Origin of the sequence: Sphingopyxis granuli (assembly GCF_001559015.1) — a bacterium.
Lineage (GTDB): Bacteria > Pseudomonadota > Alphaproteobacteria > Sphingomonadales > Sphingomonadaceae > Sphingopyxis > Sphingopyxis granuli.
On the sequence record NZ_CP012199.1, the window covers coordinates 1,177,281 to 1,200,808 of the forward strand.

14 protein-coding genes are annotated in these 23,528 nt (G+C 67.1%); 10 read left to right on the top strand and 4 right to left on the bottom strand.

The genetic code is table 11. The features are described from left to right. Positions 1–39: 39 nt before the first annotated feature. Together SGRAN_RS05470 and SGRAN_RS05475 are read right to left on the bottom strand one after the other, a co-directional pair. Complete coding sequence (locus tag SGRAN_RS05470) at positions 40–4,794, bottom strand: autotransporter outer membrane beta-barrel domain-containing protein (RefSeq protein ID WP_148650800.1); 4,755 nt, start codon at positions 4,792–4,794, stop codon at positions 40–42. A gap of 106 nt (positions 4,795–4,900) precedes the next feature. Further along, complete coding sequence (locus SGRAN_RS05475) at positions 4,901–5,983, bottom strand: helix-turn-helix transcriptional regulator (RefSeq protein WP_067181369.1); 1,083 nt, start codon at positions 5,981–5,983, stop codon at positions 4,901–4,903. 193 nt (positions 5,984–6,176) lie between these two features. Here SGRAN_RS05475 and SGRAN_RS05480 point away from each other — a divergent pair, with 193 nt between their 5' ends. The 10 genes from SGRAN_RS05480 (at position 6,177) to SGRAN_RS05525 (ending at position 21,552) form a co-directional block, all read left to right on the top strand. Next, positions 6,177–7,871: an alpha/beta hydrolase-fold protein gene (locus SGRAN_RS05480; RefSeq protein ID WP_067181371.1), complete on the top strand. Its 1,695-nt coding sequence runs from the start codon at positions 6,177–6,179 to the stop codon at positions 7,869–7,871. A 15-nt stretch (positions 7,872–7,886) separates the two neighbouring features. Continuing rightward, complete coding sequence (locus tag SGRAN_RS05485) at positions 7,887–8,606, top strand: hypothetical protein (protein ID WP_067181373.1); 720 nt, start codon at positions 7,887–7,889, stop codon at positions 8,604–8,606. Between the two features lie 123 nt (positions 8,607–8,729). Beyond that, positions 8,730–9,323, top strand: a complete 594-nt coding sequence (locus tag SGRAN_RS05490) for an RNA polymerase sigma factor (RefSeq protein ID WP_148650801.1) — start codon at positions 8,730–8,732, stop codon at positions 9,321–9,323. Beyond that, the gene (locus tag SGRAN_RS05495) at positions 9,295–10,266 is read left to right on the top strand and encodes a FecR family protein (protein ID WP_172709621.1); all 972 of its coding nucleotides are present in this window, start codon (positions 9,295–9,297) and stop codon (positions 10,264–10,266) included. The genes SGRAN_RS05490 and SGRAN_RS05495 overlap by 29 nt, the downstream gene beginning before the upstream one ends. A 75-nt stretch (positions 10,267–10,341) precedes the next feature. Next, on the top strand, positions 10,342–13,611 hold the full coding sequence (locus SGRAN_RS05500; RefSeq protein WP_082737092.1) for a TonB-dependent receptor: 3,270 nt from the start codon (positions 10,342–10,344) through the stop codon (positions 13,609–13,611). Positions 13,612–13,675: 64 nt separating this feature from the next. Continuing rightward, positions 13,676–15,601, top strand: a complete 1,926-nt coding sequence (locus SGRAN_RS05505; RefSeq protein WP_067181383.1) for a S9 family peptidase — start codon at positions 13,676–13,678, stop codon at positions 15,599–15,601. After that, positions 15,598–17,409 (top strand): DUF885 domain-containing protein, encoded by a 1,812-nt coding sequence (locus SGRAN_RS05510; protein WP_148650802.1) that lies wholly within the window; start codon positions 15,598–15,600, stop codon positions 17,407–17,409. Before SGRAN_RS05505 ends, SGRAN_RS05510 begins: the two co-directional genes overlap by 4 nt. After that, positions 17,406–19,226 carry a DUF885 domain-containing protein gene (locus SGRAN_RS05515; RefSeq protein ID WP_067181388.1) on the top strand — a complete coding sequence of 607 codons (1,821 nt, stop codon included), beginning with the start codon at positions 17,406–17,408 and terminating at the stop codon, positions 19,224–19,226. Before SGRAN_RS05510 ends, SGRAN_RS05515 begins: the two co-directional genes overlap by 4 nt. Continuing rightward, a complete protein-coding gene (locus SGRAN_RS05520; protein ID WP_148650803.1) occupies positions 19,223–20,446 on the top strand; it encodes a M1 family metallopeptidase in 1,224 nt (407 codons plus the stop codon). Before SGRAN_RS05515 ends, SGRAN_RS05520 begins: the two co-directional genes overlap by 4 nt. Next, on the top strand, positions 20,443–21,552 hold the full coding sequence (locus SGRAN_RS05525) for a dipeptidase (RefSeq protein WP_067181392.1): 1,110 nt from the start codon (positions 20,443–20,445) through the stop codon (positions 21,550–21,552). The genes SGRAN_RS05520 and SGRAN_RS05525 overlap by 4 nt, the downstream gene beginning before the upstream one ends. Here the strand turns inward: SGRAN_RS05525 and SGRAN_RS05530 are convergent. Both SGRAN_RS05530 and SGRAN_RS05535 read right to left on the bottom strand, forming a co-directional pair. Next, a complete protein-coding gene (locus SGRAN_RS05530; protein WP_067181394.1) occupies positions 21,526–22,365 on the bottom strand; it encodes an ABC transporter permease in 840 nt (279 codons plus the stop codon). The genes SGRAN_RS05525 and SGRAN_RS05530 overlap by 27 nt on opposite strands. After that, positions 22,362–23,528: an ABC transporter permease gene (locus tag SGRAN_RS05535; RefSeq protein ID WP_082737094.1), complete on the bottom strand. Its 1,167-nt coding sequence runs from the start codon at positions 23,526–23,528 to the stop codon at positions 22,362–22,364. The genes SGRAN_RS05530 and SGRAN_RS05535 overlap by 4 nt, the downstream gene beginning before the upstream one ends.

Consider the following 23,528-nt stretch of genomic DNA (forward strand, 5'->3'; position numbering starts at 1 on the left):
GCGGGCCGGGTCGGACCCGCGCGCCGGCCCACACGGCCGTCAGAATGCCAGGCGCAGCCCCAGTGCGACGTGGTGGCCGTTGCCGCCGCCATATTCGCCGTCATAAGAGGCGGTCAGGCGCATGCCCGGCGCCAGCCGGACGCCGATTCCCGCGCCGAGCGTCGGCAGGAAGCTCTTGCGTTCCGCGCCCGCCACCACGAAGCGGCTGCCCGCTCCGATGAAACCGGCGCGGGCGGTCGTCGCTTCGCCGTTCAGCTGATAACGGAACCCCGCCTTGATCCAGGGCTCGACCGCGGCATCGTCGGCCTGTCCGCCGACCAGCGCCAGCGACGCGTCGACGAAGGTCGCCTTCACCCGTTCGCTGTCGACCGCAAGGCCGAAGGCCGCGCTGCCGGTTTCGGCGACCGCGCCGCGCCGGGTCGATACGTGCGTCAGCCCCGCTTCGGGCCGGACCGCCCAATTCGCTCCCGCCGCCAGATCGTAACCGATCGCGGCGTCGACGACGAAGCTGCGCAGGCGGTGGTCGCCCGTCACCCGCGCCGCGCCCGGAACCGCGCGGTCGGTGGTCGCATCGCTCCAGTCGTGGGCGATCAGCGCATGCAGCGTCAGTCCGCCGGTTTCGACGTGACCGGCGATGCCGGCGATCACGCCGTCGGAGTCGGTTCGCGCGTCGAGCCCGGCGATCGTCTGCCGGCCGTCCATATAGCCGACGAAGGCCCCGATCGATGCCGCTTCGCTGCCGAAGCCGATCCCGCCCAGCACCCCGTGGCTGCGGCTTTTCGCCCGCGCGGTGCCGATCGCGGCGTCGCCCTTCAGCGTCCGCCAGTCGCCGAACAGTTGCGCGAAGCCATAGAGGCCGGGCTCCGCCGCGGCGCTCGCCGCCGCGCCCGAGCGCAGCGATTTCGCCAGGCTGAGGCCCTGTTCGACGCCCAACTGCGCAGCGCTGGCATAGGCTTCGGCATGGAGCTGGCCGAACGCCGCGGTGCTGGCGAAGCCGCTGCTGTCCAGTAGCGTCGGGATGGCGCCCAGCAGCGTGGCCCCCGCGTCGCCCGACACCAGCAGGCCGTTGACATAGTCGATCGCCGCGCCGGTCTGCGTCGCCACGTCCGATGCGGCGACGAACGTGCCGAGCAGTTGCAGCTTGGTCGGCGTATAGCGCAGGAAGCCCTGAACCGCCGTACGGTCCCAGCTCGCGATCGTATATTCGCCGCTGATCCCGCCGTCCGCGACGATCATGTCATAGGCGATCCCCGGCGTCAGCGGACGGCTGCCGGTGATGGTCAGCGTGGCGCCGTTCGCGATCGTCAGCGCACCGCTGACCAGCAGCTGGTCGCTCTGCCCCACGGGGACGAATTCGAACAACAGGTTCGATCCCGACGCCATGGTCAGGTCGCCGTTGTGGATCATCACCTCCGGCGAGGCGCCGGGCGACAGCGTGCCGCCCGCCAGAACGGTGATGTCACCGTTGACCGTGCCCGCGCTGCCGAAGGTGCCGCCCTGCTGGACGGTGACGTCGGCATTGATGTCGGACCCTTGGGCGCCGATCAACCGGCCCTGGTTGATCTGGATATCGTCGAAGGTCGCGGTTCCGCCGATCTTGCCGGTGCCGCCGTTGACGTTGAACTGCTCGATCTGCTCGAAGCCCGACAGGTCGAGGATCGGCAGGTCCGCCTCCGGCACCGTTGCGGAGGAGAAGCTGGCGTTGACGATGTCGGTTCCGCCGCCGCCGACCACCGCGCCGCCGATCGCCCAGTCCCCGGTCAGGTCTAGCACATCGTCACCGCCGCCGAAGCGGACGTCGCCGCCGATCTGGCCGCTGTTGGCAAAATGGTTGCCGCCGTCGCCGAAACTCACGTCGCCGGTCACGACGCCCTGATTGACGACATTGTTCTCGCCGTCGCCCAGCGCGATGTTGCCGGTCAGGGTCAGGCCTTCGGGGTTGGCGATCCGGTTGTTGCCGTCGCCCGCCAGGATGTCGCCGGTTATCGAGGCCTGGTTGGTGACGACATTGTCGCCCCCCTTCATGTTGACGTTGCCGACGATGGTGCCCTGAAGGACGACCGTCTCGCCGCTTCCCTCGCTGCCCGACACGGCGTCGTTTCCGGCGCCGACGTCGATCGTGGAATCCTCGGTCAGGATCAACTCGCCGCCTTCGGCCACGGTGATGCCTTCTTCGGCGACGACGCGTCCGGTGCCGATCAGCTTCTCGATCTCGAAATTGACGAACTTCGCGCGCAGGACGGGGTCGATCGATCCGGTATAGAGCGCCCCCGTGATGTCGAAGACCAGCGTATCGGTCCCGGTGCCACCGTCCGCGATGCCGTCGAAGCTTGCCAGCAAGCCATGGATGAAGGTGTCGTCGCCGTCGCGCAGGAAGACATTGCCGCTGATCGACCCGTAATTCTCGATGATGTCGTCGTTGGCGCCGAGGTCGATCGACCCGATGATGACGCCGCCTTCGCGGTTGATGACGTGGTCGATCGACCCGACATAGCCGGCGGGGTCCGCGGGGTCATATTCGTCGCCCAGGGTCTGGATCGCGCCGGCCAGATAGCGATCGGGCAGGTCGGGACCGTTGAACACGACATTGGGCGCGTTGGCATAGTCGCTTCCCGCTCCGCCCTCGATGCGGCCCGAGTTGACGATGGTGATGAACTGGCCCGACGCGGCGATCGCGACCGACGAGGCTCCCGCCGTTCCGGCCTGCTCCTGATAGCCGTTGGGCAACAGGACGCTGAAGTTGGCGAGGGCCGAAATCACCCCGTCCGCGCCGTTCTCGATGCGGATGGTCGAAGTGCCCGTCACGTCGGACGCGTCGACGTTCAGCGCCGCGACCGGGTTCACCAGCACCATCTCCTGGGGCATGCCGATCAGTTGTCCGGGGACGACGGTCGCGCCGCCCGCCGCGACGATGCTGCCGGTGTTGACGACCCGCACGTCGGCCGACCCGATGTGCCCGTCATCCTCTTCGCCGGCCTCGATCTCCATGTCGACGGCGCTGCCTCCGCGCTCGTCGTTTCGTATCGTGCCGCTGTTGATGAAGACGAACCGCTGGTCGGGATCGGTGCCGTTGTAGATTTCGAGCGCCGCCTCACCGCCATAGGCAAAGGTCATGAAATTCGTCTGGTCGACGGTCCGGGCGGCCCGGACGATCGAACCGTTGTTGTCGATCGTGGCGTCGACCGTTTCGGCGTCGATCACCATGCTGCCCTCGACCGTGCCGCTGTTGACGACGGTCAGGCTCGACGCCGCGATCTCGGGCAGCCCGGACTCCTCGTCGGCGTCGCTCGACAGAAGTTCGTGCTCGATTTGCAGCGCAACGCCCCATTCGCGGGTCGATGCGGCGATCAGCCCCGCATTTTCGAAGCGCAGCGTGTCGGTGGCGATCTCGGCAAGGAAACCGTCGCGGATCACCCCGGTTGCCCCGTTGCGGATCGTCGCGCTGGTTCCGTTGAATTCATCGGCGCCGTCCGGCCCGATCGTCAGATCGAGCTCGCCCACCTCCAGCGTCAGGCCGCGGGCGAAATAGGTCGGGCTGTCCAGCCCTTCGATCGTGCCGCTGTTGTCGAATGCGAAGGTGCTGGCGATCACCCGCGCGTCGAGCCCGCCGGTGATGGTGCCGCTGTTGCCGATCGTCATCGGATTCGGCGCGGTGCTGTCGACGGCCGATCGGATGCGGACGGCCGCTTCCACCCCGTCGTCATATTCCATTTCGAGCGCCGCTTGCGGACCGCGCGCGCCATTTTCGGCCATGGCGATCGAACCGCTGTTGTCGAACGCGAAGGCGCGATCGGTTGCGGCGCGGATCAGCGTGCCCGGCCCGTTGGTGCGCAGGCTGACATCGCCTTCGTTGACGAAGCTGGCGGTGGACAGGCGGATGTCGCCGTCGACCGAGCCCTTGTTGACGAAGCTGTTCAGTGCGCTGCCATAGGGGATGCTGCGGAAGGGAGTCGGGTTGGCCGGCGTGGCGCCGCGCGGCTGCACACCGACCTTCTCCTGGGAATAGCCGATCGCCGTCGGAACGACGATCACGCCCGGCGGATAGGCGCCCACGGGATCGAGGGTGGTGATGGCGGCAGTGTTGACGACGTTGCCGTTCCCGGCAAGGTTGATCGTCGTGCCGCTGCCGGTGAGGGTCAGCGTCGTGCCGGCCCCCAGCACTTCATAGCCTTCCACCTCGAAATCGGCGGGCTTGGCATATTGTCCCAGCGCTACCGAGCCGGTTGCGCGATAGCTTTTGGCGAAGACGTCGATTCCCGCGCCGGCCGACAGCGATCCGAAGATGCCGTCGTCGTCGCCGCGCTGGAGGAAATAGGCGCTGCTGAAGCCGGTGGTGCCGAGCCGCAGGTTACCGTGCAGCTCCCCGCCTTCTTCCTGGACATAATATATCTGCGGAGCGGTGAAGAGGGACGCGGCGGGCGCGTCGTTGACCACGACGTCGCCGTGGATCGTCCCCGCGTTGACAATGCCGAAGGTCAGCCGCGGCACGCCCTGGATCGCTACACCGCCTGCGCCATCGATGACGCCCCCTTGCTGGTTGGAGACCAGCAGCCCGACCGACCCGTCCTGACTGATCGGTGGCGTGCCGGTGATGGTGCCGCTGTTGACCACGATGGTCACGGTGCCCGTTTCCCCGCGGACCGGTCCGCTCGCGCCGTCATTCTCGAACGTGCACACCGATCCGACGCATTCGCTCTGCGCCAGTGCGGGCTGAGCGGTGCCCAGCGCCAGCAGGCTCGCCCCCACGATCAGGCTCGCCTTGCGATTGGTCGCACCAGAAACAGTCGTCCGCATATAATCCCCCCCGATATGTTCGAAAAACATCGATCGAGGTCGGCTATTGCGAGGCGCGGCAGGGCGCATCACCCAGATGGGTGAAATTCGGTCTTTTTATCGATCGTTAACCAAAACGGGTCAGCAGCGACACCAGTTCGCTCTGGCGCGTGGTGGACGTCTTGGCGAAGGCGCGCTTCAGTTGCGACCGGATAGTCTCGACCGAAATTCCCCATTCCGACGCCAGTTCGGCGGGCGCCCGGTTCTCCGCGATCGCGCGCGCGACCCGCGCTTCGGCGGGTGTCAGGTCGAACAGTGCCGCGATGATGTCGGCGCCGGGCAAGGCGCGATTGTCGGGGTCGGCGAGGATGGCGAACAAGCGGACCCGGTCGAACATGCCCATCGCATCGCGGCTGGCCGGGACCAGATGCAGCACGGCGCGCCCGGTCTGGTCGTGGTCGCGAATGGCGATCGAACAGCCGCGATCGATCCAGCGCATCGTCGCCAGCCCTTCGGCCAGCCGCCGGTCCGCGACGCTGTCCGCGATCTGAAGGCGGGTGCTGCCGTCGAGCAGCAGGTCGTCGAAGGCGGCTTCGAAGCGCTTGCTCGCGCGCAGCACGCGCCCCCGGATGTCGAGCAGCGCGACCGCCATGTTCATGACGTTGAACGCCTCGACCAGGCTTGCCGCCCGTTGCCGTCGTACCTCCCCGGCCAGGGTCGCGGCGCGGGCCAGGTGCGGCCGCAGCCCGTCGAGGAAGGGGGCGGCCTGCTGCGCGGCCTGATGCGACGGAAAGCCTTCGATCGCGACCACCACCGCATCGTCGTTCGGGCCCTGGATGATGGTCCCCGAACCCGCAGCGATCCCGGCGGGAGTCAGGAATTCGGTGTACATGGGCAGCGCGTTGATCTCGTCGATGCTGTGCAGGTCGATATCTGCCAGGAAGCCCGGATAGGACGCGCGCTCCAGGCGGCGCGCGACCCGGCTGTTGTTCCGGTTCCAGCCCTGCCGGTCGAATTCCTGCGAGACCTCCGCGACCGCGGGCGAGGAGACGATCTGGATTCCGGCGGCGTTGCGGCGGATCAGATTCCCGCCCAATGCGTCCAGCGATTTCGCGATATGCTCCAGCAGGCCCGGCCAAAGGTCCGGAATCACCGCCGTTTCATAGATGCGGCCGATGATCGCGTCGGTCGCTTCATGACGATGACCCAAGCTTTTTCCTTCCCCCAAAGGCTTGCCATCGTTCATTAAATGCGATGCGAGCCATTTGCCAACCGTGAATTCGCACGGGCGTCGCCGCCATGGCCAACGTGTCGAAGCGTGCCAGCCCGTTGACGGCCGAGTGGCGGAAATCGCCGGCCGGTTCATCGTCATCCGGAGAGCTGTTATTCGAGGGGGAGCGGACGTGAGGCTTTTCAATCATTGCAGGCGGGGGATTCTGGCCGTTCTGGCGCTGGTTTCACTGATCGTCGTCGCGCCGGCTTCGGCGCAGATCAGCTTTTCGGTGACCCTGCCGTCGAAGGCTGCCGATGCCCCGGTCACCGGACGGTTGATCGTCGTCGCCGCCCCGCGCTCCAATACATCGCTGGCCCGGGCCGAGCCGCGCCAGTTGCTCGGGATGAGCGGCCCGCCGGCCTTCGGCGTCGATGTCGAGAATCTCGCGCCCGGCACGACGGTGACGGTCGATGCGAAGGCGGACGGCTTTCCATTCGACCTCGATCGGTTGCCCGCCGGCGACTACAGGATCCAGGCGGTCCTCATTCCCTATGTGAAGGCGAAGCGCGCCGATGGTCATACCATCTGGGTGCCGGTCAGCGACCAGCGCGTCGGTGCGGCGATGTTTCCCGGCAATCCGTACAGCAAGCCGCTCGACGCCCGCCTCGATCCCGCGGGCGGCGCGCCCGTCGCGCTGACGCTGACCGAGAAGATCGGTCCGGTCGCGCGCGATCCCGACACGCCGTGGATCAAGCGCGTCCGCATCAAGAGCAAGATATTGTCGGATTTCTGGGGCATTCCCATCTCGATCGGTGCCGAGGTGCTGCTGCCGAAGGATTTCGCCAAGCATCCGAACGTGCGCTATCCGGCGATCTATACGTTCGGCCATTTCGGCGCGCCGTTCAATTTCAACCCCGATCCGGCGAGCGATACCGATGGCGCTCGGCGCGGCGCGGCCGACGCCAACGTCAAGACGGGCTATCAATTCTCGCGCGAATGGACGGGCGACGGCTTCCCGCGCATGGCGGCGATCACGCTCGAGACGCCCGGACCCTATTTCTTCGAATCCTATGCGCTGAATTCGGCCAACAACGGACCGTGGGGCGACGCCATCACCAGGGAGTTGATGCCCTATCTCGAAAAGACCTTCCGGCTGATCGATCAGCCCTATGGCCGGATCGTCGAGGGAGCCTCGACCGGGGGCTGGGAGGCGCTGGCTCTGCAACTCCATTACCCCGACCTGTTCGGCGGCGCGTGGGTGTTCAATCCCGATCCGATCGACTTCACCCGCTACCAGCTCACCGATATCTACAAGGAGGACAATATGTTCACCTTGCAGATCAACGACTGGATCACGAAGGAAAAGCCCTTCCGCCGCAGCCGCGAGGGGATGCCGCTGATGGACCTGCGCACCCTCGCCGCGTTTGAGGCGATGATGGGGTCGAAGGGACGGTCCTATTATCAGCTCGACATCTGGCAGACGACGCACGGTCCGGTCGGTGCCGACGGCTATCCGGTGCTGCTCTATGATAAGAAGACCGGCGCCATCAACAAGGAGGTCGTCCGCTACATGCGCGAGCACGGCTTCGACCTGTCGGGCTATGCGCGCGACAATTGGGCGACGCTGGGACCGAAGCTGCGCGGAAAGCTGAACTTCTTTGCCGGCGAGATGGACGATTTCTACCTCAATCTCGCGGTCTACTGCTTTCAGGACATGGTCGCCGAGGTGGCGGGCCCGGATTATCCGATCCGCTTCGAATACGGCCGGCCCAAGAAGGGGCACAACTGGCACCACACCGATTGGGCGGGCGTCGTCCGCGAGGTCGCCGACCATGTCCGCAGCGCGGCCCCCGCGGGCGCGCCGGTCGATACGTGGAATTATTGAAGAGGGGGATGGACGATGACCGGGAAGCGCATGGGGCAGATGATGCTGATCGCGGCGGGCTTCGCTGCGGGCGCCGCGACGCCCGCCGCGATGGTGATGGCTGACGCCGGACCGGCGAAGAGCAGCTTTGACGAGATCAGCGTCAAGCGGATCAACATCGTCGAACCCGACGGCAAATATCGGCTGGTGCTCGCCAATTCGGAACGCTTTCCCGGCCTGTTCATGGAGGGCAAGGAATATAAGCACCACAGCCGCGATACGGGCGGCATGCTCTTCTTCAACGACGAAGGCGACGAGGTCGGCGGGCTGACCTTCGACAGCAAGACCGTGGGCGAGAACCGCCGCGCCAGCGCATCGTTGATGTTCGACCAGTACAAGCAGGACCAGACCGTCGGCATCCAGTATAGCGAGGCGAACGGCCAGCGCGCTGCCGGCCTGCGCGTCTGGGACCGGCCCGACTGGCCGATCAAGCCGCTGATGGAGATGAGCGAGCGCGCCGCGACGGCGCCCGATCAGGCCGCCCGCGACCGCATCCGCGAAGAGATGCGCGCCTATGCGACGGCGAAGGGGACGGCCGCCGAACGGCTGTTCGTCGGCAAGACGTCCGACGATGCGATCGTGAAGCTCGCCGACAAGAGCGGCAAGCCGCGCCTGCTGCTGCGGGTCGGTGCATCGGGGGAACCGAGTATCGAATTCCTCGACGCGACGGGGAAGGTGGTGAAGCGGATCAGCTGATCGCCGGCGACGCGGTGCTGCAGCACGGCCGGGCACCTGCCCGGCCCTTCGTCGTGCGCGATACAAGCATTTGTAATTCCAACAAATAAGTCATGATATTGTCATTTTTCCTTGACCCGGGCGGTGAATGCTGATGCCATCGCGGCGATGGATCATCAGGCTCGACTTCGCTGGTTCGCGCGGGAGGTGCTGCCGCACGAACCCGATCTGCGCAAATGGCTTGTCGGCCGCCTGCGCGGCCTGGGCTCGTGCGACGTCGACGAGGTGGTGCAGGAGGCTTATGCCCGGCTGTGGACCGCCGATTCCGATTCGATCCGCAACGCGCGCGCCTATCTGTTCGTCACCGCACGGCATATCGTCGGCGAGCATGTCCGCCGGTCGCGCATCGTGGCGATCGATCTGGTGGCGGATTTGGATGCCCTGAACATCGTCGATGAGGAAATGAGCGTCGACAGGCGCCTGAGTGGACAAGAAGAACTGGCGCGCCTGCACGGAATATTGCAGACGCTGCCGCCCAAATGCCGCGAAGCTTTCGAGCTGAAGAAGTTTCAGGACTTCTCGCAGCGTCAGATCGCCGAGCATATGGGGATCGCCGAGAGCACGGTCGAGAAGCATCTCGCCAAGGCGCTGCGGCTGGTCTCCGAGGCGATGAAACAGGCGCCCGCGGGCGCGGAGGATGGAAGAAGGCGTGAGCGCAGGTTCTGGAAATGGGGCTGACATCGACGCCCGGGCGGCCGCCTGGGCGGTGCGGTCGGCCGAGCGTGCGCTCGACGACCGGGAACAGCGGGAACTCGATGCCTGGCTGACCGCGGACAGTCGTCATCTTGGCGCCTATGTGCGCGCGCAGGCGCTGTGGCTCGATATCGACCGGGCGGTGGCGCTGGAGAGCGGCGCGCGCCGTGCCGTGCCGCCCGCGCGGGCGCGGAACTGGCGGCCCTTCGCCATGGCGGCTTCGCTCGCGCTCGTGGTGCTCGGCGGCGCTACCGCCTACGACCATCTCGCTGGCCGCGTCGAAACGGGGCGCAGCGAGGTTCGCCACATGGTGCTCGAAGACGGCTCCACCGTGACCCTCAATGGCGATTCCGCGGTGCAGATCCGCTACGACGACAAGGTCCGGCAGGTGATCCTGCGGCGCGGCGAGGCGTCGTTCGAGGTCGCCCACAACAGCAAGCGGCCGTTCGTGGTCCGTGCCGAGGGGCTGGACGTCCGTGCGGTCGGCACCGAATTCGTCGTCGGGATCGGCGCGAGCGGGGTCGAGGTGACGGTGGAAGAAGGCGTCGTCGCGGTCGGAGGCACGGCGAGCGGGTCGGCCGCGCCGCGCTATATCCGCCGCAACGAACAGTTCGTCGCCGCCACCACCGGCCCGCGCAAGGAGGTGCTCGACGCCGCCGATGTCGAACGGCGCATCGCCTGGCGCAAGGGGCTTCTCGTCTTCAACGGGCAGCAGCTCGGCGACGCGGCGGCGGAGGTCAACCGCTATTCCGACCTGCGCGTGACGATCGACGACCCGACGCTGGCGCGGGCCGAATTCATGGGCGTTTTCAAGCTGGGGGATGCGCGGGCCTTTGCCGGTGCCGCCGCCAGCGCCTTCAACGGCGAGGTGATTCGCCGCGGCAATGAGCTGGTGCTGGTGCGCCAGCAGAATTCTCCTTCGCACTGATAGCGGATTTCCGCGTGCCGTCCCTCGTTCGCCTTTGGAAGCGTCACTTTGCTTCGGGGCATTAGGGAGGGCAGAATGATGATCTGGGGGACACCGGACCGAATCCATACACACGCGGTGCTGATGGCCGGCGTGGCTGCGGCTATATGCTGGACGGCGCCGGCCGCGGCACAGGAACGGCAGCGCTATGTCATCCCGTCCGGCGACGCCGCGACGGCGGTGCAGCGGCTCGCCGTTCAGTCGGGCGTGCAGGTGATGATACCCGACTCCGATCTGGCGGGGGTTCGGACCAACGGCATCGATGGCAGCTATACGCCGGTCGAGGCGCTGCGCCGCATGCTCGCGGGCAAGGGGGTCGAGGTCTTCCAGAATCGCGACGGGGTGGTGGTGATCCGCCGTGCCGGCCGGGCCGCGACCGAACCCGGCACCGAACTGGTCGGCGAAGACATCATCGTGACCGGCTCGCGCATCAAGCGCGCGGGTTTCGATACGCTGCAATCGGCGACCGTGACCGATCGCGAACAGATCGAAAAGCGCGCCTATACCAACGCGATCGAAGCGCTGCAGGATACGCCGGGCTTCGCGCCCGCCGCGAACAGCCAGATCGGGGCCGCGCAGGCCAATCTCGGCGTCGCGCAGAGCTATTCCAACTTCCTCGGTCTCGGCTCGCAGCGCACGCTGACGCTGGTCAACGGCCGGCGCTTCGTGTCGTCGAACACCGTGTCGGGCAGCGGCGCGGCGACCTCGCCGGGGTCGCAGGTCGACCTCAACCTGATTCCCGTCGGCCTGATCGACCGGATCGAAACGGTCGCGATCGGCGGTGCGCCGGTCTATGGCTCGGATGCGATCGCGGGCACCGTGAACATCATCCTCAAGGACAATTACGACGGGCTGGAACTGACCGGGCAGGCTAGCCTCAGCGACCGCGGCGACGCCGCGAACCAGGCGGTGCGCGCGCTGTTCGGCAAGAATTTCGCGGGCGGTCGCGGCAACATCGTCCTCGGCGCCGAATATGTGCGCCAGGAAGGCATGGTCCTCGCCTCACGGTACAAGTTCCGCTACCTGAGCCCGTCGGGCAATGTCGATCGCACCGACGGCATCCCCGCGCAGCTCGTCGTGGGCGATCTGCGCTACGCCGCGCTGACCGAGGGCGGGCTGCCCTATCTGGCCGGCGACATCGCACCGGGAACGGGCAGCTATATTCGCGACGCTGCGGGCAATCCGCTGCAATTCGGCCCGAACGGCGATCTCGTTCCGTTCAACCTCGGCGCCAGCTTCTTCGGGTCGAGTTCGGGCCCCTATGCGATCATGCGCGACGGCGGCGATGGGCTCGATCCCGCGAAGCATTTCAGCCTGCTGACGCCGAACGAGCGATATCTGTTCAATGCGACCGGTCATTACGACCTGACCGACAACGTCACCTTCTTCGTCGAAGGATCCTACGCGCACACCAGCGGCACCAAACTCAGCGACCTGTTCCAGTTCGCGGCGCCGAACATCCTGGGCGGGCCGGTGTTGACGATGAGCATCGACAACCCGTTCCTCAGCGCCCAGGCGCGCGACATCCTCGTCGCCAACGGCGTCACGAGCTTCAAGCTCAACCGCAACATGAACGACATCGCCGATCGGGCGCCCGGCCGCACCAAGCTCGACGTCTATCGGATCGTCGCCGGCTTCCGCGGCGATTTCGATGTCAGCGGCGAAAAGTGGAACTGGGATCTTTCGTACAACTACGGTCGCAGCCGCAACGAATCCGAGTTCAATCAGGTCAATCTGACGCGCTTCCTGCAGGCGATCGACGTCGTTGGCACGCCCGGCGCTCCGGTCTGCCGGTCGGGCGGAAGCTGCGTTCCGCTCAATATCTTCGGCGAAAACCGATTCTCCGACGAGGCGGCCGAATATGTCGTCGATCGCGGCGTCGGCATCAGCATCAACTCGCTGCAGACGATCACCGCCAACCTCGACGGCCGCCTGCCGTTCGGGATCGCCGACCCGATCGCCTTCAACATCGGCTACGAGCATCGCCGCGAATATGGCAGCTTCGTGCCCGATGCCATATTGAAGGGCGGCATCAGCCTGCTCGGCGGATCGGCCGCCTTTGCCGATACGCCGCCGTTCAGCTTCAATACCGACGAAGTCTATGGCGAGACGATCGTTCCGCTGATCGACGAAGAGATGGGGCTGCCGCTCGTTCGCGCGCTCCAGTTCGAAGGCGCGCTGCGCTATGTCGATCACTCGACGGCGGGCGGCGACCTCACCTGGTCGGCGGGCGGCCGCCTGCAGCCGAGCTTCATCGAGGGGCTGACCTTCCGCGGTGTCTATACCCGCGCGATCCGGGCGCCTTCGATCGTCGAACTCGCCCTGCCCGGGGCGAGCGTGCTGCGCAACGCGGCCGACGTCTGCGCGGCGAGCCGCGTCAATTCGGGACCGAATCCCGCCGTGCGCCTCGCCAATTGCACCGCCGCGCTTGCCGCGGTCGGCGGCCCGGCTCCCAACGCCTTCAACCCGACGACCAGCGGTGCGTCGCCGGCGGGGATCGTGTCGGGCAACCTCGATCTTCGGAACGAGCGGGCGAACAGCTGGTCGATCGGCATGGTCTATCAGCCGCAAGCAGTGCCCGGCCTTCGTTTCGCGGTCGATTACAACAATATCGATCTTCACGACGCGATCAGCCGCTTCACGCTCGTGACCGCGCAGGCGGCCTGTTACGACAGCCCCAATTATCCGAACGAGAACGCGTGCAACGCCTTCAGCCGCCTGACCGCGGCAGAAGCGGCGGCGCAGCCGGGGGCGGCGCGGATCGCGGGCGATATCGCCAACGGCTACGCCGAATCCTATTACAATACCTCGTCGCAGAAGTTCGCGGGCATCCTCGGCCAGCTCGACTATCGCATCGGGGTGCCGAACATCGCGTCGGGCGGCGAGCCGGGCGCGCTGCGGCTGGGCCTCAGCGCCTTCCGCGTCACCAAGTTCACGACGCAGGTCTCGTCGGGTTCGCCGATCATCGACGTGAAGGGCACGGTGGGCACGCCCAAATGGCGGATCAACGGCCGCATCGGCTATGGTTTCGATCCGTTCGACCTCGATTTCCAGGTCGTCTGGTCGCAGAAGACGATCGCCGACCATACCGCGACGATCGAGGATACACCGATCCTCTATTATCCGTCTTCGACGATCGTCAATGCGACGCTCGGGGCCCGCATCAACGACAATTTCCGCCTGCAGTTCGGCGTGCGGAACCTGTTCGATCAGGCGGTTCCCTATGCCGGCGAGGTATCGCGCCAGTTCGGCGTCTACGACCCGATCGGTCGGACCTACACGCTGCGTGCGACGGCCAACTTCTGATGGGGGGAGCCGGGGCGGGACCGATTGTCCCGCCCCCGTTCTTCGCCGACTCCAGGGAACGAACATGACCAGATATCTGCTCGGCATCGCGCTCGCCTGCCTCGCCGTTCCGGCTTTCGCGGACGATGGCCCGAAGCGCTACACGATCGAGCAGTTGATGGATTCCGATTCGATCGGCGGCCTGTCCTGGTCGCCCGATGACAGCAAGCTGATCTTCACCAGCAACCGCACTGGCATCGCCAATATCTACGTCATGCCGTCTGCGGGCGGGGAGGCGGTGCCGCTGACCCGGTCGACCGGCGAAACGATCCGCGCGATCGGTTATTTCCCGCACGACGAGCGTATCCTTTTTTCGAGCGATCAGGGCGGCAACGAACTCGCGCATATCTATGTCCGCGAACGCGACGGAACGGCGCGCGATGTAACGCCCGGCGACCGGCACGTCGCCCGCTTCGTCGACTGGGCGCACGATGGCCGCTCCTTCTTCGTCCAGACGAACGAACGCGACCCGCGCTTCTTCGACCTCTACGAGATTCAGGCCGACGGTTATGAAAAGACCCGGCTGTTCGAGAACGACAAGGCTTATCAGGTGCGCGCGGTCAGCCCCGACCGGCGCTATGTCGCGCTCAGCCGGATCGTCGATAATGCGACGCGGCATTGCTATGTCTATGACCGGACCGCCGCGAAGCTCATCCAGCTCACCCCCGAGGGCCAACCGGTGGCCTGCGAGCCGCAGGTCTTTGCAAGCGAGGGCGCGCAGCTTTTCTACACCACCGACGACGGCGGCGAGTTCGCCTTTCTGGTGCGGCGGGACCTGGCGACCGACGAACGCATCACCGTCTTCAAGCCCGACTGGGACGTCGAGGGCGCGGCGCTGTCGCGCGACGGGCGGACGCTGATCGTCTCGGTCAACGAGGATGCGCGCTCGCGCCCCTACCTGTTCGATGCGCGCGATTTCCGTCCGATCGCGCTCGACGTCGGGACGCCCGATGCGAGCACCGCGCTGCTGCTCGCCAACCATGCCCGAAGGGCGCTGATCAGCGCCTCGAACGGCTCGACGCCGGGGGAGATATCGCTTCTCGATCTCTCCAGCGGCAGGCGCACGCCCTTGCTCGACGCGCGTGCCCCCGGCGTCGCACCCGAAGACCTTGTGCCCGGAAAGGTCGTGCGCTTTGCATCCTATGACGGGCTGGCGGTGCCGGGCATCCTCTATGTGCCGAAGGATGCGCGCGCCGGCGACCGGCGGCCCGCGGTGATCCATGTTCACGGCGGCCCCGGCGACGAAAGCCGGGTCGGCTATCGCCCCTTGCCGCAATATCTCGCCAACCACGGCTATGTGGTGTTCGAGATCAACAATCGCGGTAGCAGCGGGTCAGGCCGCACCTTCTATCACCTCGACGACCGCCGCCATGGCGACGCCGACCTCGACGACGTGGTCGCGGCGAAGCGGATGCTCGTCGACACCGGCTTCGTCGATCCCGACAAGATCGCGATCCAGGGCCAGAGCTACGGCGGCTATATGACGCTGGCCGGGCTGGCTTTCCGGCCCGACGCCTTCGCGGCGGGGGTCGACATCTATGGCGTTTCGAACTGGCCGCGCCTGCTCGCCAACACGCCGAGCTGGTGGGAGGATCTGCGCCGGCTGCTGTTTACCGAGGTCGGCGATCCCGAAAAGGATGCGGACTATCTGCGCAGGATTTCGCCGGTGTTCCACGCGGACGCGATCCGCAAGCCGCTGCTCGTGCTCCAGGGCGCGAACGACCCGCGGGTGCTGCCGGTCGAATCCGAGGACATCGTCGCAAAGGTCAAGGCGAACGGCGTGCCCGTCGACTATATCGTCTTTCCCGACGAGGGGCATGGCTTTCGCAAGAAGGCGAACCAGATCGCCGCCTATCGCGCCATCCTCGAATTCCTCGACGCGCATGTGAAGAATGCGCCGGGGAAAGAGGCGGAAATCTCCCCGTTGGGCGATTTTCCGATCGGCCGGTGACGGGGGCTCGCCTCAGCCGGCGCGAATTGCTCGCCGCCGGCGCGCTCGTTGCGGCGGCGCCGGCCTGGGCGGTCGGCGGAGACGAGGACGCGCGGCTGAACGCCTTTTTCGAATCGGTGTTCCAGCGCGATCTCGCCCGCAGTCCGTCCGCGCAATCGGCGATGGGCGTCAAGGGCGGGCAGGCGGGGTGGCCCGACGTCAGCCAGCGCCGCGCGGACGAGGATATCCGGCTGGCGCGGGGCGATCTCGCCGCGCTTCGGCGCTTCGATCGCCGCGCGCTGACGCCGCAGGCCCGGCTCAGCTACGATCTTTTCGCTTATGATGCTGAAGAGGCGATCGAGCGCCATCGCTGGCGCGGCCATCACTATCCGGTGTGCCAGATGCGCGGGCCGCAGCGCGACATTCCGCAGACGCTGATCAACAACCATGCGATCGCGGATCGCGCCGATGCCGAGGCGTATGTCGCGCGGCTGCACGCCGTGGCCCCCTATCTGGCAGCCGTCGTCGCGGGTCTGGAACGGCAGGCAGCGAACGGCGTCGCCCCTCCCGCCTTTTCCATCCCGCTCGTCATCGGCAATTGCGAGAAGCTGATCAGCGGCGCGCCGTTTCAGTCCGGGGCGCCCGACAGCCCGATGCTGGCCGATTTCCGCGGCAAGATCGCGAAGCTGGCGCTGTCCGATACCGAAAAGTCGCAGCTGCTGCGCGCAGCCGAGGCCGGCTTGCTGGAAGGATTCGGTCCGGGTTTTCGCCACCTGATCGCCTGTCTGCGCAGTATCCCCTGCGGGGAAGGCTGCAACGACGGCGTCTGGCGGTTGCCCGACGGCGATGCCTATTATGCGGCGCAACTGCGCTGGAACACGACGTTGTCCCTGTCGCCGGCGGAGGTGCACCGGATCGGGCTCGAAGAGACCGCGCGGCTTCATGCAGAGATGCGGGCCGTGGCGAAGCGCGCGGGTTTTTCGGGCACGCTCGCCGAGTTGTTCGAGCATGTGCGCACCGATCCGCGCTTCTATTATCCGGATACGCCGGAGGGGAAAGCGGCCTATCTCGACGCGATGCGCGCGAAGATCGCGGCGGTGACCGCGCGGCTCGGCGAACTCACCAACCATGTGCCGAGCGCCGACGTGGTGGTGAAGCCGGTCGAACCCTGGCTCGAAGCGTCGGCCGGCACCGCCGGCTATTTCGCACCTTCGGCCGACGGCACGCGCCCCGGCATCCTCTATGTCAACACGCGCGACATGCGGAATCTGCCGATCTACGAGCTGTCGGCGCTTTCCTATCACGAAGGGGTGCCGGGCCATCATCTCGAAAAGGCGGTGACGCGGGCGCTGACCGGCCTGCCCCGATTCCGGGCCTTCGGCGGCTATACCGCGTTCAGCGAGGGCTGGGCGCTGTTCGCCGAACAGCTTCCGGTCGAGATGGGGCTTTACGACGATCCGTGGCAGGAATTCGGCCGGCTCTCGATGGAATTGATGCGCGCGGGGCGCCTCGTCACCGACACCGGCGTTCATGCGCTGCGCTGGAGCCGGGAGCGGGCGGTCGCCTGGCTGGATGAGAACACCCCGGCGAACCATGCCGACAATGTCACCGCGATCCAGCGCTATATCGTCACCCCGGGTCAGGCCTGCGCCTATGAAATGGGGAAGCTCAAGCTCGTCGAGCTGCGCGACCGCGCGCGGACCCGGCTTGGCGACCGGTTCGACCTCCGCCGTTTCAACGACAGTGTGCTCGGCAGCGGTCCGCTGCCGTTGCCGCTGCTCGAAGCCCATATCGACGCCTGGATAGCCAAGGGGGGAGGAACCGCATGAGCAGCGGCAGTATTGGCCGGCGCCATTTCATCGGATCGACGGCGCTTGCGGGGGCCGCGCTGATCGCGCCGCCGGCGTTTGCGATCGAGACCGGAGAGGACGCGCGGCTCGACGCCTTTTTCGAACGCATCTTCCAGCGCTCGCTCGATCGCAGCCCGACGCGCCAGTCGGTACTCGGCATCCGCCGCGACCAGGACAAGTGGGACGACGTCAGCGAGGCGCGCGAGCTGGAGGACTACCGGCTGCGTCAGCGCGATCATGCCGAATTGCAGGAGTTCGACGTCGCGAAACTGTCGCCGCAGGCCCGGCTCAGCCACCGCATGTTCGCGCTCCAGTCCGAACGCGCGCTGCGCGACTTCAAATGGCGGCATCATGATTATGTGATGACCCAGATGGGCGGCGTGCACACGCGCGTGCCGAGCACGCTCACCAACAGCCATCCGATCGCCACACGCGCCGATGCGGAGGCCTATATCAAGCGGCTGGCCGGCGTCGAACCGCTGATGGCGCAGGCGGTCGCGCGGCTTCGGGCACAGGAGGCGCGCGGCATCCGGCCGCCGCGCTTCGTCTATGGGCTGGTGATCGAACCTTGCGTCAACCTGCTGAAGGGGGCGCCGTTTGAGGGAGAGGGCGACAGCCCGATCTTCGCCGACTTCAAGACCAAGCTCGCCGCGGCCGACCTTTCCGATGCCGATCGCGCCGACCTTCTCGCGCGCGGCACCGCGGCGCTGACAGGGGGCTTCGCCGCCGGCTATCGTGCGCTGGTCGCGCACCTGCGCGCGGCCGAGGCGCAGGCCGACGGCGTCGACGGCGTGTGGAAGCTTCCCGACGGCGAGGCCTATTACGAGGTGCAGCTCGAATCCTATACCACGCTGCCGCGAAAGGCGGCCGATGTGCACGCGCTCGGATTGCGCGAGGTGGCGGCGATCCACGATGCGATGCGCGCGATCATGCGGCGGACGGGTTTCGACGGCGATCTTCAGGCCTTCTTCGCCTCCATGCGCACCGACCCGCGCTTCTATCATCCCGACAGCGATGCCGGCCGCGCGGCCTATCTGGCCGAGGCCAATGCGCTGCTCGACGAGATTCGCGCGCGGCAGGGCGAATTGTTCGGTCATCTGCCGAAAGCGCCGGTCGAGGTGCGCGCGATCGAGGCGTGGCGCGAGAAGTCGGCGCCCAAGGCGCATTACCGCAACCCGCCGCAGGATGGCTCGGCGCCCGGCATCTTCTACATCAATCTCGCCGACATGCAGGCGCAGCCGCGCTATCAGCTTGCCGCGACGCTCTATCACGAGGCGATCCCCGGCCATCATATCGAAACCTGCATCGCGCACGAGATGGAGGGGATTCCGAAATTCCGCCGTTTCGCCAGCATCGCGGCGTTCAGCGAGGGCTGGGGCCTCTATTCGGAACTGCTGCCCAAGGAAATGGGGCTCTATGCCGATCCCTATTCGGATTTCGGCCGGCTTTCGCTGTCGCTGATGCGCGCTTGCCGCCTCGTCGTCGATACCGGCATCCATGCGATGCGATGGACCCGCGAGCAGGCGGTCGCGTGGCTCGATGCGAACATGCCGTCGAGCCATTACGACAACCAGCGCGAGATCGACCGCTATATCGTCCTGCCCGGGCAGGCGACCGCCTATTACATCGGCATGCAGACGATCGTCGCGCTGCGCGCGCGGGCACGCGAAAAGCTCGGCGACCGCTTCGACCTTCGCCGCTTCCACGATGTCGCGCTTGGCGCCGGTCCGCTGCCGCTGCCGCTGCTCGAGGAAAGAATAGACAATTGGATCGCCGATGGAGGAGCCGCGGCATGAGGATGATTTTCGCTTTCGCCGCTGCCTGCCTGTGCGGCGGCAACGCGCTTGCCGCGCCGCCGCACTATGACGTCGCGGCGCATTTCGACCCCGACGGCCGGCTCGACGCGGAAGTCACGATCACGCTCAGCGAAGGGGAGGCCGAAAAGGCCTTTCTGCTCTCGCAGCGTTTCGCGGTGCAGCCGACGGCGCTGCCGCACGGCGTGACGATGACGGTCGAGCCGGCCGATTCACCGATGCCCGCGCTGAACCGGTACGTCTTCCGCTTCGCCGAGCCGCACGCCGAGCCGGTCAAGCTGCATTTCCGCTATGCCGGGCCGATCGATACCGAGCATGACAGCGGCAACAAGCCGCTGCGGCCCGAAGGCTATGAGCTGTTCCTCGATCATATGTGGTATCCGGTCGGCGCCGACATCCAGACGCGCTTCACCGTCGATGCGACGATCGACGGGCTCGCGCCCGATCTGGTCGTCGTCGCGCAGGGCGACGTCACGCGGACCCCCGATGGCGTGCGGATCAAGCGGGATTTCCTCGACATCGACCTGCCGTTGGTCGCGATGCGCGGGCTGGAGCGTGCCGAGGCGCATGGCGTCGAATTCTATTCGCGCGACCTGTCGGCGTGGCGCTCGCGGCAATATATCAAGCATAGCGAGGCCGCCGCGCGCTATTTCGAGGCGATGTTCGGTCCCTTGCCCCGCAAGGTGCGGATGGCGCAGGTGTGGCGCGAGCGGTCGATGGGCTATGCGCGCACGGCCTACACGGTCGTGACCGAAGGCCGCGCGGGCAGTCCGGAGGATTCGGAGGTCGGACCCGGCCGCCATGTCGCGCACGAGATCGCGCATGCCTGGTGGATGCTCGCGAGTCCGCTGACCGACGATTTCTGGCTCGTTGAATCGGCGGCCGAATATATGTCGATGCGCTATGTCGAGCAGGCTTTCGGGGCGGAGGAACTGGCGAAGAACATCGCGGCCAAGCGCGAGGCGACGACGAAGGCCGGTCCGGTCATGGGGCACGGCCGGCCCGACCGGGTCCAGCTCTACGGCAAGGGGCCGCTGCTGCTGGTCGATCTGGAGCATCGGATCGGGCGCGCGGCGATGGATCGGCTGATGATCGCGATGGCGAAGGAGCCGGTGCACACGACGGCGATCTTCCTGCGCCACCTGACCGAGATCGCGGGTGCCGATGCGGCGCGCGAATTCGACACGGCGCTCCACACATGAAGGTCTCGCGGCGGACGGTGCTGGGCGGCGCGGCCGCGCTCGCCGTCTCCGCCCGTGCCGGGGCGACCGGGTTCGGGCGCGGTCGATACGACCGCGCCATGGTCATCGACGGCCTGTCCTCGCTCGGCCCGCTCGATCCCGAGGGGCCGGCGGTCGCGTCGCAACTGGTCGCCTATCGCGCGTCGGGGCTGACGGCGATCCACCAGACGGTCGGTGCGGCGGGGAACACCGCGGGGCGTTTCGAGGAAACGCTGCGGCGCATCGCCCGCTACGAACGCTTCGTTCGAGCCTTTCCCGACCGGCTGCTCCACGTCCGCGCCGCGGCCGACCTGCGCGCCGCACAGGACAGCGGCCGGTTGGGGGTGATCTTCGGGTTCCAGGATACGGTGCCGCTCGAAACCGACGCGGGTCGGCTCGACCTGTTCGACCTGCTCGGCGTCCGCATCGTGCAGCTCACCTACAACAAGCGCAACCTGGTCGGCGACGGCTGTCTCGAGCCCGGAAACGCCGGCCTCAGCGATTTCGGGCGCGAGGTCGTCGCCGGGCTCAACGCGCGGCGGATGATGGTCGATGCCAGCCACGCATCGCAGCGCACGATCGCAGAGGCGATCGCGGCGTCGACCGCGCCGATCGCGATCAGCCACACCGGCTGCCGCGCGCTTGTCGATGTGCCGCGCAACACCGCCGATGCCGAGCTGCGCGCGCTGGCCGATCGCGGCGGGGTCGCGGGCATCTATTTCATGCCCTTCCTGCGGGCGAGCGGGCAGCCGCGCGCCGACGACGTGATCCGGCACATCGAACATGCGGTGAAGGTCGCGGGCGAGGATCATGTCGCGCTCGGCACCGACGGCGGCATCGGGGCGGTCGGACTGACCGCCGGCTATGCCGAGAACCAGCGGCGCTTCTATGAGGAGCGCAAGGCGGCGGGGGTGGCGGCGCCGGGCGAGGCGCCCGACGTCTTCAACCTCGTTCCCGACTATAACGCGCCGACGCGCTTCCTGACGCTGGCCGACGATCTGTCGGCGCGCGGCTGGCCGGCGCGGCGCATCGAAAAGCTGCTCGGCGCCAATTTCGCGCGACTATGCGCCGACGTCTGGGGCCGCTGAGCCCGTCCGCAGCCGCTCGCCGCGCCGGCGCAGCAGTTCGGCGGTCCCCAGCAGCAGGGTCGACGCGACGATCAGCAGCGTCGCCGCGGCGGCGATGGCGGGACTGATCTGTTCGCGCACCCCTTCGAACATCTGGATCGGCAGCGTGCGCTGTTCCGGACCGGCGATGAACAGTGCCACCGTCGTCTCGTCGAACGAGGTCATGAAGGCGAAGACCGCGCCCGCGGCGATCCCCGGCGCGGCGAGCGGCGCGAGGACGCGGACGAGCTGGGTGAGCGGTGGCGCGCCGAGGCTGGCCGCGGCGCGCAGCAGGTCCGGGTCGAGGCCACTCAGCGAGGCGTGGACGACGATCACCACGAACGGCAGCGCCAGCGCGCTGTGCGCGATCACCAGCCCCACCGGCCCGTTGACGAGACCCAGCGGCGCGAACAGGAAATAGAAGGCGACCGCGACGACGACGATCGGCATGACGAGCGGCGCGCTGATCAGCGCGACGATGACCGGCTTGGCGCGCGAGCGCATGTGCGAAAGGCCGATCGCCGCCAGCGTCCCGAGCGGCGTCGCGATCGCCGTCGTCGCCACCGCGATCTTGAAGCTGTTGCCGAAGGCGTGCGTCCATTGCGGCGAATCGGCGAGCGTGCGGTACCAGCGCAGCGACAGCCCGCCTTCGGGAAAGACGAGGAAGCCGCCGGGATTGAGCGAAAGTGGAACGACCGCAAGGATCGGCAGCACCAGAAAGGCGAACACCAGCGCGCAAAAGGCGATCAGCGTCGCCCGGCCGAGCCGCCCGGATCGCGAGCGGACGGCGATCATGCCGGCACCGTGCGGACCATCGTCCGTCCCGCGAACAGCATCAGCAGCAGCGGCAGCACCAGCAGCAGGCTGAGCGCCGCGGCCATGCCCCAGTTGAGCGACTGGTTGGTATAGAAGGCGATCGAGGCGCTGATCATCTGGTCGGCGCCGCCGCCCATCAGCGCGGGCGTCACATAATAGCCGAGCGCCAGGGTGAAGACGATGATCGCGCCCGCGGCGACGCCCGGCAGCGTCTGCGGCAGATAGACCTTCCGGAACGCGAGCATCGGCGAGGCGCCGAGCGAGCTTGCGGCGCGCATCGCCGTCGGCGCAATGCCCTTCATCACGCTGTAGAGCGGCAGGATGAAGAAGGGCAGCAGCACATGCGTCATCGCGATATAGACGCCGAGGCGGTTATAGATGAGCTGGATCGGCGCGTCGATCAGCCCGATCGTCTGGAGGGCGCCGTTCACGACGCCGTTGGTCTGGAGCAGCACCGCCCACGCCGCCGTGCGCACCAGCGCCGACGTCCAGAAAGGCAGCAGTACCAGGATCAGCAGCGGGTTGGCGGTCCGCGCGGGCAGCGAAGCGAGCAGATAGGCGACCGGATAGCCGAGCAGCGTGCACAGCAGGGCGACGACCGCGCTGATCTTGAAGGTGCGCAGGAAGATGTCGCCGAACACCGCCTGCTCGCGCGGAACGCCGACGATGCGGCCTTCGGCGTCGAGCCGCCGGTCGAGCGCGGCGAGCAGATAATAGCTGGTCAGCGGTCCGTCTGCATGGCGCATCACCGACCATATGGCGGGCTGCCCCCAGCGCGGGTCGATCCGCGCGAGATCGGCGACCGTATCGCCGGGCGCGCCGGCCGCGAGCCGGTCGGCGGTGGCATAGAGCAGGCTCCGCGATCCGACCATGTCGTAGTTCAGCCGATTGGCGACGCGGTTGAGCGTGCCCGCCCGATGCGCCGCCAGCGCTTCGTGCGCCACCGTGCGCGCGAGCCCGTCGGGCGGCAGTCCGTCGCCGTCCCATGCGCGCAGCGCCGCCGCGCTTTCGGGCCAGGCGCGTTCGAGATCGCGGTCGATCACCGCGCGCGACAGCATCAGCATCACCGGCGCGATGAAGCTAGCGATCAGGAAGATCAGCAGCGGCGCGACGAGCGCGAAGGGCCACCAGCGGCGCGTCAT

Excerpts from the sequence above, each read along its gene's own strand:
- SGRAN_RS05500 (WP_082737092.1), top strand. The coding sequence starts at position 10,342 with ATGATGATCTGGGGGACACCGGACCGAATCCATACACACGCGGTGCTG.
- SGRAN_RS05515 (WP_067181388.1), top strand. The coding sequence starts at position 17,406 with ATGAGCAGCGGCAGTATTGGCCGGCGCCATTTCATCGGATCGACGGCG.
- SGRAN_RS05470 (WP_148650800.1), bottom strand. The coding sequence starts at position 4,794 with ATGCGGACGACTGTTTCTGGTGCGACCAATCGCAAGGCGAGCCTGATC.
- SGRAN_RS05485 (WP_067181373.1), top strand. The coding sequence starts at position 7,887 with ATGACCGGGAAGCGCATGGGGCAGATGATGCTGATCGCGGCGGGCTTC.
- SGRAN_RS05525 (WP_067181392.1), top strand. The coding sequence starts at position 20,443 with ATGAAGGTCTCGCGGCGGACGGTGCTGGGCGGCGCGGCCGCGCTCGCC.
- SGRAN_RS05535 (WP_082737094.1), bottom strand. The coding sequence starts at position 23,528 with ATGACGCGCCGCTGGTGGCCCTTCGCGCTCGTCGCGCCGCTGCTGATC.
- SGRAN_RS05505 (WP_067181383.1), top strand. The coding sequence starts at position 13,676 with ATGACCAGATATCTGCTCGGCATCGCGCTCGCCTGCCTCGCCGTTCCG.
- SGRAN_RS05530 (WP_067181394.1), bottom strand. The coding sequence starts at position 22,365 with ATGATCGCCGTCCGCTCGCGATCCGGGCGGCTCGGCCGGGCGACGCTG.
- SGRAN_RS05520 (WP_148650803.1), top strand. The coding sequence starts at position 19,223 with ATGAGGATGATTTTCGCTTTCGCCGCTGCCTGCCTGTGCGGCGGCAAC.